Below are 13,602 nucleotides of genomic sequence, written 5' to 3'. Positions count from 1 at the left end.
TAAAAATCATAGAAAAACTATCGTAATTATATCAATAACCTACATTATTTACAACCCCGACAGACACATAGTTATTAAGGATTGCATCAAAGTCTGTGCCCTCCTCTGCAACCGGTGTATAGCAGCCATTTACCATGTATCTGACGCCGCCATCATCAAGGTTTTCCACCACATCGTAGCTATCTTTATAAAACATTCCTCGGGAAACTTTTCTTTCATATAATATGCCTTGGCAATCCGATAATTCACATCCTGGGAAGTTGACATTATGAATCATTCCAGGTGCAAGTGGTTCCGCCAAAAGCTTCTTTAAAACCTGCTTTATATATTTGTCAGTTACCTGATGACAATCACAAGCCCCTTCCGAAAGGGCTATTGCGTGATACCCTTGGAATGCTCCCTCAAAGGCTGCTCCGCAGGTAGCTGAATACTGAATATCCGAAGCGCAATTGTATCCATAATTAATTCCTGAAAGTACTACATCCGGACGCTCAGGCATAACGCTTAAGCCGCCAACTCGAACGCAGTCTCCAGGTGTGCCACTGCAAGAATATGCAAAAACACCCTCTACAGGAAATTCCTCACATGGGTAAACATCAATGGAATTATGAAGGGAAATACTGTGGCTTGCTGCACTTCTTTGGCTTTCAGGTGCAACCACCCAAACCTCACCAAACTCCTTAGCTGCTCTGGCCAAACGAATAATTCCATCTGAATTTATACCGTCATCATTTGTAATTAGTATTCTCATAAAAATCTCCCAGAAATAAAATAAAGACAGACTATCTGTCTGCCTTTAAATTTATCATATTTATTATCTGTTATCTACTTTTTCTGGATACATATCGTGATTGAAAAGTCTGTCCTCTGCAACCTTTTCCCACTTAGTTCCTGGCTTACCGTAGTTGCAATATGGGTCGATAGAGATTCCTCCTCTTGGAGTGAACTTGCCCCAAACTTCGATGTACTTAGGATCCATAAGCTTGATTAAATCCTTCATGATGATGTTTACGCAATCCTCATGGAAATCACCGTGGTTTCTGAAGCTGAATAAGTAAAGCTTTAATGACTTACTCTCTACCATCTTTTCACCTGGCACATAAGAGATGATGATGTTTGCAAAATCTGGCTGGCCAGTGATTGGGCAAAGTGATGTAAACTCTGGACAGTTGAACTTTACAAAATAATCGTTCTCAGGATGCTTGTTAAGGAATGTCTGAAGCATCTCTGGTGCGTAGTTGTCTGGGTAAACGTTGTTTTTATTTCCTAAAAGTGTAAGTGTTCCTTCTTCTTTTCTGCTATCTGTCATAGTAGACCTCCTAATTAATTCTCATACTCGATTGGATCTTTGATTCCGTTTAATTCAAATGCTGCAATTCTGTCGATACATGTACCGCACTTGCCGCATGCCTTATCGTGGCCTTCGTAGCATGACCATGTAAGCTCATAAGGAACGCCAAGCTCCATACCAAGCTTTACAACACCGGCCTTATTCTTATTGATAAATGGAGCCTCGATTGTAAGCTGCTTTCCACTTCCTTCGTAGATGGCTGTGTTCATTGCATTGTTGAAATCGCTAGAGCAATCCGGATATGCGTTACCAGCAGCATCATCAGCATGAGCACCATAATAGATTTTTGAGCATCCCTTAGAAAGTGCAATTGCTGCTGCGCTAGAAAGGAATAATCCATTTCTAAAAGGCACATAAGTGCTTACTGGCTTACCATTCGTCTTTTCAAGCTGTTTGTCATATGACTCCTCAGGAATCTCACCATCAGAATGCTGAAGCAATGTGCAATCACTAAACTGGAACATTGTAGATAAATCAAGTGTGATATGCTCCACTTTGTAGTATTCACAAACTGCATCTGCAGCCTTAATTTCTTTATCGTGACGCTGACCATAGAAAATAGAAAGTCCCACCACGTTTTCATGTCCATATTCTTTTACTGCCAAGGCAAGACAAGTTGTGCTGTCCAAGCCTCCGCTAACAAGTACTAAAGCTTTCATTTCAATTCTCCTTATAATAATCTCTGAAGTAAATCTCTGTCAGTCTTGAAACGACCTCTTAATGTCTGTGTATGAGTCTTTGCACTGGCATTTTTGATTCCACGTGCTGTCATGCAGCTATGGCTTGCTTCGATAAATACAGCCACATCCTCAGAACCTGTAACCATCTGGATGATTTCTGCAATATCGTTGCCGATACGTTCCTGAAGCTGAAGACGCTTTGCAGCCATATCAGCGATACGTGCGATTTTTGAAAGGCCAATTACCTTGCCATTTGGAATGTAGGCAACGCTGACCTTCATATCATACATAAGCGCAAGATGATGCTCGCAATATGAGAAAACTTCAATGTCCTTTACAAAAACAAGATCCTGATTAGTTTCATCGTAATAGTCCTCATCAAAGGTCTTGTTGAACATCTCTGCAATCTGTCCGTTTGTGTAATTCATGCCCTCAAAAACTTCTTCGTACATGCGAGCAACTCTATCAGGAGTCTCCTTAAGACCTGCTCTTTCAGGGTCATCACCAAGGGCAATAATAATATTTCTAATGCTTTCTTTAATAAGCTCTTTATTTATAGCCATGACTTTCCTCTCTTAAACGCCTCGTTTATTTGGATCCCAAATAAATTTGTGAAGCTGTAACTGCAATCTTATATCATTTCTTTTGTGGTCAATCAGATAATCAACCATATCTGCTGGCTCAATTCGTCCAAACACAGGACTAATCAAGCAAGTACATTTATCGGAAATACGATAATCATCAACAATCTTGCAAACCTTATCAAGCTCACTTACATCAGAGCAAACAAACTTGACTGTGTCCTTTGCTGTAAGAACATCAAAGTTTGAAAGAAGCATTTTATCTTCCATTCCCGAACCTGCCAGCTTGTAATCAAGAGTGAATGCTGGCGGATTATCTATACAAGCAAATGGGTGTATATCAACACTTCCATTTGTTTCTATCTCAACAAAAATATCAGGGTTTTCAGCAAATGCCTTCAGCAAATCAATAACATGTGGCGAAAGAAGTGGCTCACCACCTGTTAGGGTAACACGCTTCACGCCAGTAGAGATGACGTAGTCCACAATCTGTGTTTCTGTCATTTCCTCTGCAGGTGCATCGGCCGTGCAAGCCCATCTGGTGTCGCAATAGCTACAGCTTAGATTGCAGCCACGAAGTCTGATAAACACTGCAAGCTCTCCTGCATGCTGGCCTTCGCCATTTATACTTACAAATTTTTCTACTACATTAAATACCGACATAACTCCTCCTACTTGCTATAGCTTGCGCAGTTGTTTGGAGTTTCGTATACAGTTACTTCAGCAACCTCAAAGCCGTATTCCTCAAACTTCTCATAAAAATACTTTGAAAAGTTTTCTGCTGTAGGTCTGAAAGGAACCACTCTCATAAGGAAGTCTTCGTCCTTGAGAGCTGCAACAGTTGTCTCCTTTAGTGATCCTTCTTCATATATAAATGAGTGATCAAAGAAATCTGTCTCTTTTTTGAGAGCATTTTTTACATCACCAAAATCTACAACCATGCCTCGCTGCTGGCCTTCAGCCTGAAGCTCATTAGCCTTTATTTTAAGAATCACTCTCCAGCGATGACCATGAAGATTAGAACACTTACCTTCGTAGCCACTCAAAAAATGAGCGCCGTCAAATGATGCTTCTGCAGTTAAATAATACATTGATTTCCTCCGGAAACAGGACCTGATTTTCTCAAAAAGAAAAGGCTGTAGATGCGCACCTACAGCCTAATTGATTTCATATAGAAAAAATTAGTCCTGGTTTTGTTTAGGGACAGGATGGTACAAACGAACTGTCCTATTTAATTATTAAAGCCTCTGTATGATAAACCCATACTTGAAAAAATGCAACCCTTTAGCCAAGTTTCTTTTTCTGCTGATGGCCTGTGAGCTTGACGAGAATTGGAATTGGTAGCAAATGCTGGAAAGCCATGGCAAGTCTCATACCAAAGCCTGGCACGATAATTGTTTTGCCTCTATCCATTCCCTTCAGCGCTTCTGCTACGCATTTTTCTGGGCTGATTCCCTTCAATGCAAAAACTACATCTGCTCTGTCATTGAACTCTGTATCTACAGGCCCTGGGCAAAGAGCTGAAACCTTTACCTTTGAGCCTTTTTCCTTGAGCTCTACTGCAACAGCACGAGTAAGGCTTGTGACATAGGCCTTGCTTGCATAATAGCCAGCCATGTATGGGCCGCCCGGAAGAAGACCTGCTGATGAAGCCACATTTAAAATCTGACCAGCACCATCTGCATCCATCTTTTGAAGAATTCCTTTAAAGAGGATGTGCATAGCAACATCATTGACCTTTATCATAGAAACTTCTCTATCAATATCTGTTTCAAGGAATGAACCAGCCACACCAAATCCTGCATTATTGATAAATACATCGATGCGCTCCTCCTTCAGCTTATCAAGAAGGGCAAAGCATTCCTTTTTCTTGCTAAGGTCACCTGCGATTATTTCCACAGGAACATTTACCTGCTCTGCAAGTTCATTAAGTCTGTCTACTCTTCGTCCTGTGACAATCAGTCTGTAGCCTCTGTCTGCAAGTCTTTTGGCAAACTCAAGGCCGATGCCTGATGTTGCTCCTGTAATAAGTGCTGTCTTCATTAAGCCTCCTATTAAATCATTTTCAAAATATCGTCTCTAACGGAAGCCATGTGTTCATCTTCGATACCGAAATCCATCTGTCTGAAGCTCCATGCTGCACGGCCAATGCCATACTCATCGAAGCACTTGCAAATCATTTCGTACCATTTCTTGCTGTCCTCTGGAGATGCAAGATTGATAACCCCAAACTCTCCACAATAAAGAGCAACGTTTCTTTCATCTGCCACACGAACGGCTTCCTTTACCAAGTCTCTAAAGAACTCTATTCCAATTTTATCATTCTCATTGTAAGAATCAAAGTTAATAGTGAAGCCTTCAAGATTGTTTCGAGTATTCTGCTTGTACTCCTTGTATGTAACATCAAATGGCATTCTGAAATCATTGTCCATTGTAGGAATCCAATATGCACCCTGATGTGTGAAAATCAGTGGCTCATAGCAATGGAAATTATAAACGATATTTTCATCATAAGGTGGCGCAATGTCTTTAAGTGATTCAATTGCGTTGTTGTAATATCCGCCGATGAGAATCTTAATGTCTGGTGCATACTTTCTGATACGCTCCACACATGTGCGGGAAATTCTATTCCATGTATCGCAGTATTCCTTCTTAGTAACCTCGTTTAAAAGCTCAAAGCTAAGGCGATCAGAATACTTTCCAAATCTCTTTGCGAACTCTTCCCAAAGAAGATAGAAACGCTCCTGATATTCTTCATTTTCAAAGAAGCCAGTCTCTGCCTCTCCCTCATCAAAACTAAAGCCTGCTGTTTTGTGCAAATCAAGAACCATGTTCAATCCATTTTTGCCAGCCCAGTCGATTGCGTTTTGAAGATACTGGAAGCCATCTTCTTTATAGTCCCCTGCGCCGCGTTCTACAAGCTCGTAATCTACAGGAACTCTGAAATGATCCATCCCCCATTTCTTGATTGTCTCAATGTCTTCCTCATGAATAAATGAATCGTAGTGCTCCTTTGTGTGGACGCACTGAGATAGCCAGCCTCCCAGGTTGATTCCGTGGATATAACCTTCAAATGTTTTCATAATATCCTTCTCCTTATATGTTATTAAACTAGTTATATTCTAATAAAATGAGGGATTTTCGTAAACGTTTAAGTAACTGAAGACATGATATTTTTCGTAATTGGTAAAAATATTAAATTATTACTGACTCAGCTTTTAAAGAGTGATACAATAATTGACAGATATTTTAAATTAGGGAGGAAAGATATGAGTAATTTTTCAGCAGCAGAGGAAATCCAAAAGTATAAGGATTTGCTTGACCAAGGAGTTATCACAGAGGAAGAATTTGAACAAAAAAAAGCTGATTTGCTTAATGCAACACCTATCACAACTAGCTCATCAGCAAGCATGAGCGCACACACAACAGGTATTGTTGCATACCTTACATGGATTGGATTCTTAATCGCAGTTCTTGTAGGTGATCGTGAGGGAGCTAAGTTCCACATCAATCAAGCTCTTGTAATCAACCTCTTCTTCTTCGCTTGTGCTATTCCAGTACTTGGATGGGTTTGGTGGATTGTTATGGTTGTTCTTTGGATTATGGCATTAGTTGGTGCTTGCAATGACGAGCAGAAACCAGTTCCTATTCTTGGTGGAATTAAGATTCTTAACTAAAACAAAAAGGGTACGTACCAATAAGTACGTACCCTTAATTTTTATCATTTAGAAATCTGATAAAGCAGTAAATTCAAGATCTGTGTAATCCTCTGAAGCAGCTTCTCTTGAATTAAATTCATCCTCGGTAACATTTTCCCATTCATCTTCCATGTAGCTTATGAACCAAGGCTGATCTTCATTTGTATAAGCATCGATTTTGGTGCCCCACTGATACATCAGTTCAGAAGAGTTTGGCTCCATGCAATATACAAGCTTGCCATTTTCAAGTGCGCCGCTTGAATACTCATTTACAATCATACCTTCGCTATAAACATAGAATCTATTGCGGGCTGTTCCAGAAGCAACGAGTGCTGGTTCGCCATCTACCATTGTGTAGATATCGTAGATAGAACCTCTCAGCTCGTCATCAACAAGTGTGCCTACGAACAATTCGTCGACGCCATCTTTATCAGTATCGTAGTAAGCAATACCTATACCTGAAGCACCATCTGTCTGACCTATGCTGTAGAATTCTGGGCTCATGCCATTCTCTTCAAGCTTAGATGCATCCCATCCTTCATCAAGTGCAGTCTGATATTTTGCAACGATATCACCATAAAGGTCTTCGCCCTTGGTTCCTGCAAGATATTCAAAAGTTGCACCGTTAACACCGGTCATGTTAGCAATAACATCCTCCGCTGTATTGTATAGCTTTTCGAAGTCCTCTGGCATCTCTGTGTATGTTTCAAAATCCCATTGAACTTCAGTTGCATATCCTAATACAACCTCGTATTGCTTTCCATCTGCATCAGTAAGTTCACCCTTTTTAACATAAGGGCCGCCGTAGAACTCTGGTGGCATCTCTCTTGCCCATATCGTATATGCCATACCATTGTAACCAGCATCTCTTGACTCTTTGTGATAAAGAGTAATCTGCTGATCCTCAACCTCTGCCTCATATACGCCTTCAAGGTCGGCAGGCATTGTGATTGAAAACAGAGAATTTGAAAGAACCTCTCCTGTCTCAGCTGCTGTGGCATTATTCTCTGTTGTTTGTGTCTCTGATGATTCCGCCTCCCCTGCAGTCTCATTATTAACACTGTTATCAGCGTTGTTCGCTCCACAAGCCGAAAGTAGCAACATAGAGCAAATTAATATTGAAAATACCTTATTTTTCATTTTGTTTCTCCTCATTTAATTAGCTTTGTGCACATCTGCTCCTAACATAATAGCACAACAAAATTTACATACTAGTGGTATAAGTAAAAGTTCACTGTTATTTCATACTTTCTGATATTTTGAAATTTCTGTTATCGCATTTACGATATATTAGAAACCTTCGTGAGCATACTTATCTAATAATGCTTGTATTTGATTATTGGTACTTTCTACAGCCGATGTTTCAGTTGGCAGAATCCTGATCCACAAGTCTAAATCAACGTACTTATTGCCTCTACGTGTTTTCTGAATATCATCTACCACTACCATTTTCACCTGTGCTTTCTTCTGCTCAAAAAGCGGGATGACTACATAGTAAAGTCTGTCATCCTTAAAGCTTAGGTAGCCTATAATCTCTCCCACCTTATTTCTAAGAAACAGCCTGTGATTAGAAACGCCCGCAGGATAAAGCATACTGCCAGGCTTTGGTGGAGTTGCACCGGGTTCCAGCTCTACCATAGCATTCACTTTATAAGAATCTGCTTCCACAAGTGCCAGTTCATTTAAGGTAAGCGTGCTATCAATAAATTGGCCGGTTAAAAGGTACGTGATATCCGCCAGGTATTTTTGCTTAATTATCTCTGGCAATTCAAAGAAAAGTGAAGGTCTGGCATTGTCTAGAAGCTCTTTACTGGTTTCATATATGCTCTTTAAAAACATTGCAAACTCTTCATCCTTAGTCCATATGTACTTACCTCTAGCGATTTCGATAGTGCCTAAGTTGTTCCCTTCAAAATCTTCCACCTCATGCAGGATTGGCCTTGCACAAAAGGCGTTCTTGTTTTCCTTTGCAGACCAAGGCCTGTGCTTAGGACGCGATGTTCTTTTTGTGGTGCTGCGATTCGATTTGTTACTTTGGTTTCCAGAATTGGTTGTGCTGTCGGCATAATCCTTCATAATCAGCTCATAGGCTGTATTAATCTTTGCCGCCAGCTTACTATCATCAGAATCGCTATTATCCGGATGATGCTCATGCATCAGCTTTCTATATTTCTTTTTTATCTCACGCTTATCCTCGCTGCCATCCAGCCCCAGGATTTTACGCGCTTGGCTTTTGTTCATGTGGGTGCTCCTGTAGTTCTGTTTTATATTGAACCAATTATAAAAGATATTCTAATTCATTACTTTATAAATGAACATCTTTTGTTTCAACCTGCTAGACACATCATATCTGCCAAGTTATTTCAGTCAAGGGCAAGCCTTCGGAGCTTCGCTCCCTTGACTTCATAACTTTTGGCAGATACATGTTAGTCAAGCAGGTTTGAAACTTGGACTGTGGCAGAGCCGCAAGTCTATGAGTAGGTGGCGACATGCGGATTGGAGCTTTCTGCAATACGGCGTGTCTGTTTTGGAGGCCAGAGACACGCGCTTTTGCTATAACTTCAATTCCGCGTGTCAAGTTTCCACTTCCCAAACACGCCGTTTTACATTTTCTCTCTTTTGGCGTGTCTTTTCTTCCTCTTCCAGACACGCCAATTCATACTTTTGCACTAGTCAAGCAAAAGTAGACAGTTTTACGTGTTTTTACACATAGTTTCTCCACTGTAATACTCTCGATACTGTTTTGGAGTCAGATAACTCAGAGAGTAGGCAGGGCGTTCTTCATTGAAGAACACTATGTAGCTGGCAATGTCTTTTTCAATGGTGGCATTGCTTGTTATATGTAGATCACTAAATATCTCTGCCTTAATCCAACCATTAATCGCTTCCATAGCAGCATTATCAGTAGGAGTTCCCGCACGGGACATAGAGTGAATTATGTTATAAAGTGGCAGTATTTCATTAAAGTTTTTAGATGCATAAACGGACCCTTGGTCGGTATGCAGAATCATCTGAAGGTCAGGGTATTGAGATTTGATATTTATAAGCTCATTAAGGCCGCTGATATACGTTCTTCTATCTCCACGCTTTGATGACAATGAATAAGTAAGAATCTCATTGTTCCATAAATCCATATAAAGTGTTAGCTCATAGTAAACTCCACCAAGACAGAATGCGGTCATATCGCTTACAACACATTCCATTGGACCATTGATATTCATGCCACTTAATAAAAGATTTGGAAATACTTTGTATGGATCTCCTGGCTTTTTGTATCTATAATGCTTTGCAATACTTGTTATCCCAGCCGCTTTACATATCCTGTGAGCGCGTTGATCAGACATAATGAGACCTGTATCAAGTCTTATTTTTGCATTAAGCCAACGGTATCCGTGAGATGGATACTTAGCATGATATTCTTTGAACACAAGCATGTCACTGACAAATGATTTCATTTTGTCAGAAGGATGCTCAAGGCGCTTTTTCCACTTGTAAAAGCCACTACGGTTAACATCAAGTACCTTACATAAATGTTTTACAGGGAACTTGCCAGACAGTTCAAAAATTATTTCGTATTCTTGTTGTTTAAAGAAATGAACTCCTTGTTTACACCAACTCCTTTCACTTCGTATCCTTTTTTTGCTCGCAGTTCATTTGCTTTGGTTTTGATAAGTTCATCAATAAGTTCTTCTTTAGACATTGCCATATATGCATCAATATCAGCCTCTTTGGAAGAAAGCTCAGTTATGTTGCTGCATTTAGATTTTTTTCCATTGATTGTTGTAGATGTAGGAACCCCAATGGATTCTTTATAAGCTCTGATGCTTGTATCCAGAAAAGTTCCTTTACAACCATATTTTTCCATTGCCTCCGCTCTGGTTAATTCATGGTTATAAATCTGGCGTCCTATGTCTAATTTTTGTTCTTTAGAGTATCGCATATAGCACCTCGCTGTCTTTGATTATGTAAACAAGAATACTTTTATAAATAGATGTTACCTTTATAAAATACAGATGTCTACATAATGCGTGTAGTGTCTACTTTTACGTTACCACTTCACTTTTTCTATTTCCGCGTGTTTTTCTCTCTTCTGTTAGACACGCGTTTTCATCATTTTCACTTTTCCGCGTGCTTTTCACCCTTCTAGAAGACACGCAGATTTTCACTTTTCCTACTTTCGCGTGTCGCTGGTCCCTTGCTCCGACACGAAGATTCCTCTATACTCCATTTCTTCGTGTCGAAAATCTCTTCCTTCGACACGTAAATTACTTAAATACTCTTTTTTTCGTGTCTATCGCATCGCTTTCTGACACGAAAATTTGACCATTCTTCTTTTTTACGTGTCTTTCTACTCTCTCATAGACACGAAAATCTCAGGATTTCACGATTCTTCGTGTCTTTCCGTTCTTTTTCAGACACGTAAATCTCAGGATTTCTCAATTCTTCGTGTCTTTCTGCTTTTTTGTAGACACGAAAATTCAACATATCTCCTGTTCTTCGTGTCTCCAGGCCTTCCCCTGGTGTTCGTGGCTTTGCCACAGTCCCATTTTCAAACCTGCTTGACTACCTCATATCAGTCAAAGGAACAGGGTCAAGAGGCGAAGCGCCGAAGGCCTTGCTCTTGATGCTGGGCCGTAGACTGATATGCTGTGGTGTAGCAGGTTGAAAGAACAAAAAAGGCAATTCTGCCAAAGCCTTTACATTGTGCTATACTAAAAATCCTAAAGGGAGGAGGCATCATGAGCAAAATACTTAGACCACACCACGGAATGTGCTTTCAATTCTATGAGGGAAAGGGATATAGCGAGGATTTCACTGATCATATGGGGCGCATCATTTATGAGATGGAGGAAGATCCAACTCAGCTGATAACACTGAAGGTTGAAACTGATATCGTCTGCAAGAACTGTCCTAATAACGAATCTGGCATATGCACTTCACAGGATAAAGTTCGTAAATACGATAATGAAGTTTTAAAGGCATGCGGAATTTCCAATGGCGCCGAGATAAAATACCAGGACTTCATCTCAACTGTAAAAACAAAGATAATTGATACTGGTCTTAGAGCTGAGATTTGTGGTGACTGCGGATGGAATTACATCTGCGAGAAATCCAATAAAGAATAATAAAAAGCAGGTTTACTCGAAAGTGAGAAACCTGCTTTTTTAATGCAAATAGGAATTATTTTACATTGAATGCCTTGATTCCTGGGTAAACTGCTGCGCCACCGAGCTGCTCTTCAATTCTAAGGAGCTGGTTGTATTTAGCAACACGCTCTGTTCTAGAAGGAGCACCTGTCTTAATCTGGCATGTGTTCAAAGCTACAGCTAAGTCAGCAATTGTTGTATCTTCTGTCTCACCTGAGCGGTGTGAAGAAATTGCTGTGTAGCCAGCCTTATGAGCCATCTTGATAGCCTCAAGTGTCTCTGAAACAGAACCAATCTGGTTGAGCTTAATAAGGATTGAGTTACCGCATCCGTTCTCGATACCCTTTGAAAGACGCTCTGTGTTTGTTACGAAAAGATCATCACCAACAAGCTGAACCTTATCACCAATCTTGGCTGTCATCTTCTTCCAGCCTTCCCAATCCTCCTCATCAAGACCATCTTCGATAGAGATAATTGGGTACTTGTCTACAAGTGCTGCCCAGTGATCGATAAGCTCATCTGTTGTGAAGTCCTTGCCTGACTTTGGCTGATGATAGAAGCCCTTGCCTTTTTCTGACTTCCACTCGCTAGATGCTGCATCCATAGCAATCATGAAGTCCTTACCTGGCTCAAAGCCTGCAGCCTTGATAGCCTTCAAGATAACTTCGATAGCTTCATCATCATTCTTAAGTGAATTTGGAGCGAAACCACCCTCATCACCTACAGCTGTAACATCTCCCATCTCCTTAAGAATAGCCTTAAGTGCGTGGAATACCTCTGCACACCAGCGTAAGCACTCGCTAAATGAAGGAGCGCCAACAGGCATAATCATAAACTCCTGTGTATCAACAGCGCTATCAGCGTGAGCACCACCATTCAAAATGTTCATCATTGGAACTGGAAGCTTAGTGCCCTGAATACCGCCAAGGAATCTGTAAAGAGGAATATCAAGTGATGTAGCTGCAGCTCTACAACAAGCAATTGATGTTGCAAGGATTGCGTTTGCACCAAGGTTTGACTTATCCTTTGTGCCATCTGCCTTAATCATAGCTGCGTCGATTGCATAGATATCAGAGGCATCCATACCGCAAATTGCATCTGCAATAGGTCCGTTGATATTTGCAACTGCCTTTGTAACACCTTTTCCTAAGTATCTGCCTTTATCGCCGTCACGAAGCTCAAGTGCCTCGAACTCTCCTGTAGATGCACCTGAAGGAGCCATTCCGCGTCCAACTGTTCCATCAACAAGTGTGACCTCGCATTCAACAGTAGGATTTCCTCTTGAGTCGAGGATTTCTCTACCAATAACCTTTTCAATTTCTAAGTAATCCATAACTATCCATCCTTTCACATGAATTTGTTTTTTAGAACTCCATATTGTTAAGGCAGGTAGCAGCTGCACTTAACAATACAAAAAGGAGTTCCGCAATGATTTACACACAGTTAGACCTCGCTAACTACAAGTAGATTAACAGAACTCTTTATCATATTCAAGGATATTTAGCTCACCTTATTGAGCATTTTTCTCAATAAAAGTAAATGTATTTAATTACTCTACCCAGCTTACTGGATTTCCTTTTCTTTCAAGAGGCTTGCGAGAAGGAAGTCCATCTTCGCTATCAGGATATCCGAGGATTAGGCCGCCGGTGATTGTCTCGTCCTCGCCTAAGCCCTTTTCAATCATGAACTTTCTGATGGCTTCATTTTCATCAAGCCAGTGAAGCTGATTGATCCAGCATGAACCAAGATCAAGTGCATTTGCAGCAACCATCATATTTTCAAGGGCGCAAGCGCTATCTGCCATAGCATTGCCATATCCCTTGCGATTTGCTGTCACTATAAACACAGGCGCATTGTAGCAAAATACGTAGTTGTCAGTTTTAGCTGCATTAATAGAGTTTTTGATAGAAATGTATGTGTCTTCTGTAATCTCCATCTTTGCAAACTCTGATTTAACTAGATCCTTTAATTCATCAAGGACAGCTGAATCCGTAATTACGATAAAATGAGTTGTCTGGCTGTTAGATCCGCTTGGCGCAAATCTGCCTGCCTCAATAACCTTTTCAATAAGCTCTCTTGATGGCATTTCCTCAGTGTATTTTCTGGTGCTTCTTCTAGAAAGAATGGCTTCTAATGCTTCCATAC

At 40.5% G+C, this 13,602-nt stretch carries 16 protein-coding genes; 2 read left to right on the top strand and 14 right to left on the bottom strand.

Annotation, left to right across the window (positions count from 1 at the left end):
- Window positions 1–31 precede the first annotated feature (31 nt).
- The 8 genes from surE to BM102_RS02390 form a co-directional block, all read right to left on the bottom strand.
- Window positions 32–751, bottom strand: a complete 720-nt coding sequence (gene surE / locus BM102_RS02425; protein WP_090478621.1) for a 5'/3'-nucleotidase SurE — start codon at window positions 749–751, stop codon at window positions 32–34.
- 63 nt (window positions 752–814) lie between these two features.
- A complete protein-coding gene (gene queF / locus BM102_RS02420) occupies window positions 815–1,309 on the bottom strand; it encodes a preQ(1) synthase (RefSeq protein WP_044934834.1) in 495 nt (164 codons plus the stop codon).
- A gap of 14 nt (window positions 1,310–1,323) precedes the next feature.
- On the bottom strand, window positions 1,324–2,010 hold the full coding sequence (queC, locus tag BM102_RS02415; protein ID WP_044934837.1) for a 7-cyano-7-deazaguanine synthase QueC: 687 nt from the start codon (window positions 2,008–2,010) through the stop codon (window positions 1,324–1,326).
- 11 nt (window positions 2,011–2,021) lie between these two features.
- Window positions 2,022–2,594, bottom strand: a complete 573-nt coding sequence (folE, locus tag BM102_RS02410) for a GTP cyclohydrolase I FolE (protein ID WP_090478618.1) — start codon at window positions 2,592–2,594, stop codon at window positions 2,022–2,024.
- A gap of 12 nt (window positions 2,595–2,606) precedes the next feature.
- Window positions 2,607–3,275 (bottom strand): putative 7-carboxy-7-deazaguanine synthase QueE, encoded by a 669-nt coding sequence (gene queE / locus BM102_RS02405; protein ID WP_090478615.1) that lies wholly within the window; start codon window positions 3,273–3,275, stop codon window positions 2,607–2,609.
- 8 nt (window positions 3,276–3,283) lie between these two features.
- Window positions 3,284–3,703 carry a 6-pyruvoyl trahydropterin synthase family protein gene (locus BM102_RS02400; RefSeq protein ID WP_090478613.1) on the bottom strand — a complete coding sequence of 140 codons (420 nt, stop codon included), beginning with the start codon at window positions 3,701–3,703 and terminating at the stop codon, window positions 3,284–3,286.
- Window positions 3,704–3,896: 193 nt separating this feature from the next.
- Complete coding sequence (locus tag BM102_RS02395; RefSeq protein ID WP_090478610.1) at window positions 3,897–4,655, bottom strand: SDR family NAD(P)-dependent oxidoreductase; 759 nt, start codon at window positions 4,653–4,655, stop codon at window positions 3,897–3,899.
- A gap of 11 nt (window positions 4,656–4,666) precedes the next feature.
- The gene (locus tag BM102_RS02390) at window positions 4,667–5,695 is read right to left on the bottom strand and encodes a glycoside hydrolase family 5 protein (protein ID WP_090478608.1); all 1,029 of its coding nucleotides are present in this window, start codon (window positions 5,693–5,695) and stop codon (window positions 4,667–4,669) included.
- Window positions 5,696–5,881: 186 nt separating this feature from the next.
- Here BM102_RS02390 and BM102_RS14150 point away from each other — a divergent pair, with 186 nt between their 5' ends.
- Entirely contained in the window at window positions 5,882–6,289 is a 408-nt protein-coding gene (locus tag BM102_RS14150) for an SHOCT domain-containing protein (protein WP_242942893.1), read from the top strand.
- A gap of 48 nt (window positions 6,290–6,337) precedes the next feature.
- Here BM102_RS14150 and BM102_RS02380 read toward each other — a convergent pair whose 3' ends face one another.
- From BM102_RS02380 to BM102_RS02360, 4 genes are all read right to left on the bottom strand, one after another.
- Window positions 6,338–7,450: a hypothetical protein gene (locus tag BM102_RS02380; protein WP_090478602.1), complete on the bottom strand. Its 1,113-nt coding sequence runs from the start codon at window positions 7,448–7,450 to the stop codon at window positions 6,338–6,340.
- A gap of 150 nt (window positions 7,451–7,600) precedes the next feature.
- Window positions 7,601–8,551, bottom strand: a complete 951-nt coding sequence (locus BM102_RS02375; protein WP_090478599.1) for a DnaJ domain-containing protein — start codon at window positions 8,549–8,551, stop codon at window positions 7,601–7,603.
- A gap of 452 nt (window positions 8,552–9,003) precedes the next feature.
- Window positions 9,004–9,942 (bottom strand): IS3 family transposase, encoded by a 939-nt coding sequence (locus BM102_RS02365; protein ID WP_143085452.1) that lies wholly within the window; start codon window positions 9,940–9,942, stop codon window positions 9,004–9,006.
- Window positions 9,876–10,250 carry a hypothetical protein gene (locus tag BM102_RS02360; RefSeq protein WP_090478594.1) on the bottom strand — a complete coding sequence of 125 codons (375 nt, stop codon included), beginning with the start codon at window positions 10,248–10,250 and terminating at the stop codon, window positions 9,876–9,878. The genes BM102_RS02365 and BM102_RS02360 overlap by 67 nt, the downstream gene beginning before the upstream one ends.
- A gap of 799 nt (window positions 10,251–11,049) precedes the next feature.
- Between BM102_RS02360 and BM102_RS02355 the strand changes: the two genes are divergently transcribed.
- The gene (locus BM102_RS02355; RefSeq protein WP_090478592.1) at window positions 11,050–11,436 is read left to right on the top strand and encodes a DUF1284 domain-containing protein; all 387 of its coding nucleotides are present in this window, start codon (window positions 11,050–11,052) and stop codon (window positions 11,434–11,436) included.
- 55 nt (window positions 11,437–11,491) lie between these two features.
- Here the strand turns inward: BM102_RS02355 and eno are convergent, their stop codons facing one another.
- Both eno and BM102_RS02345 read right to left on the bottom strand, forming a co-directional pair.
- Window positions 11,492–12,790: a phosphopyruvate hydratase gene (eno, locus tag BM102_RS02350; RefSeq protein ID WP_044937917.1), complete on the bottom strand. Its 1,299-nt coding sequence runs from the start codon at window positions 12,788–12,790 to the stop codon at window positions 11,492–11,494.
- Window positions 12,791–13,006: 216 nt separating this feature from the next.
- Window positions 13,007–13,600, bottom strand: a complete 594-nt coding sequence (locus BM102_RS02345; protein WP_090478591.1) for a nitroreductase family protein — start codon at window positions 13,598–13,600, stop codon at window positions 13,007–13,009.
- Window positions 13,601–13,602 lie beyond the last annotated feature (2 nt).

The sequence above is a fragment of the Pseudobutyrivibrio sp. JW11 genome, from assembly GCF_900115355.1.
Lineage (GTDB): Bacteria > Bacillota > Clostridia > Lachnospirales > Lachnospiraceae > Pseudobutyrivibrio > Pseudobutyrivibrio ruminis.
The sequence above is the reverse complement of the archived record's forward strand: the minus strand, read 5'-3'. Positions and strand labels throughout refer to the sequence as shown.

Bases quoted from the DNA above. Each gene is read 5' to 3' on its own strand.
- surE (WP_090478621.1), bottom strand. From the start codon at position 751: ATGAGAATACTAATTACAAATGATGACGGTATAAATTCAGATGGAATT.
- queF (WP_044934834.1), bottom strand. From the start codon at position 1,309: ATGACAGATAGCAGAAAAGAAGAAGGAACACTTACACTTTTAGGAAAT.
- queC (WP_044934837.1), bottom strand. From the start codon at position 2,010: ATGAAAGCTTTAGTACTTGTTAGCGGAGGCTTGGACAGCACAACTTGT.
- folE (WP_090478618.1), bottom strand. From the start codon at position 2,594: ATGGCTATAAATAAAGAGCTTATTAAAGAAAGCATTAGAAATATTATT.
- queE (WP_090478615.1), bottom strand. From the start codon at position 3,275: ATGTCGGTATTTAATGTAGTAGAAAAATTTGTAAGTATAAATGGCGAA.
- BM102_RS02400 (WP_090478613.1), bottom strand. From the start codon at position 3,703: ATGTATTATTTAACTGCAGAAGCATCATTTGACGGCGCTCATTTTTTG.
- BM102_RS02395 (WP_090478610.1), bottom strand. From the start codon at position 4,655: ATGAAGACAGCACTTATTACAGGAGCAACATCAGGCATCGGCCTTGAG.
- BM102_RS02390 (WP_090478608.1), bottom strand. From the start codon at position 5,695: ATGAAAACATTTGAAGGTTATATCCACGGAATCAACCTGGGAGGCTGG.
- BM102_RS14150 (WP_242942893.1), top strand. From the start codon at position 5,882: ATGAGTAATTTTTCAGCAGCAGAGGAAATCCAAAAGTATAAGGATTTG.
- BM102_RS02380 (WP_090478602.1), bottom strand. From the start codon at position 7,450: ATGAAAAATAAGGTATTTTCAATATTAATTTGCTCTATGTTGCTACTT.
- BM102_RS02375 (WP_090478599.1), bottom strand. From the start codon at position 8,551: ATGAACAAAAGCCAAGCGCGTAAAATCCTGGGGCTGGATGGCAGCGAG.
- BM102_RS02360 (WP_090478594.1), bottom strand. From the start codon at position 10,250: ATGCGATACTCTAAAGAACAAAAATTAGACATAGGACGCCAGATTTAT.
- BM102_RS02355 (WP_090478592.1), top strand. From the start codon at position 11,050: ATGAGCAAAATACTTAGACCACACCACGGAATGTGCTTTCAATTCTAT.
- eno (WP_044937917.1), bottom strand. From the start codon at position 12,790: ATGGATTACTTAGAAATTGAAAAGGTTATTGGTAGAGAAATCCTCGAC.
- BM102_RS02345 (WP_090478591.1), bottom strand. From the start codon at position 13,600: ATGGAAGCATTAGAAGCCATTCTTTCTAGAAGAAGCACCAGAAAATAC.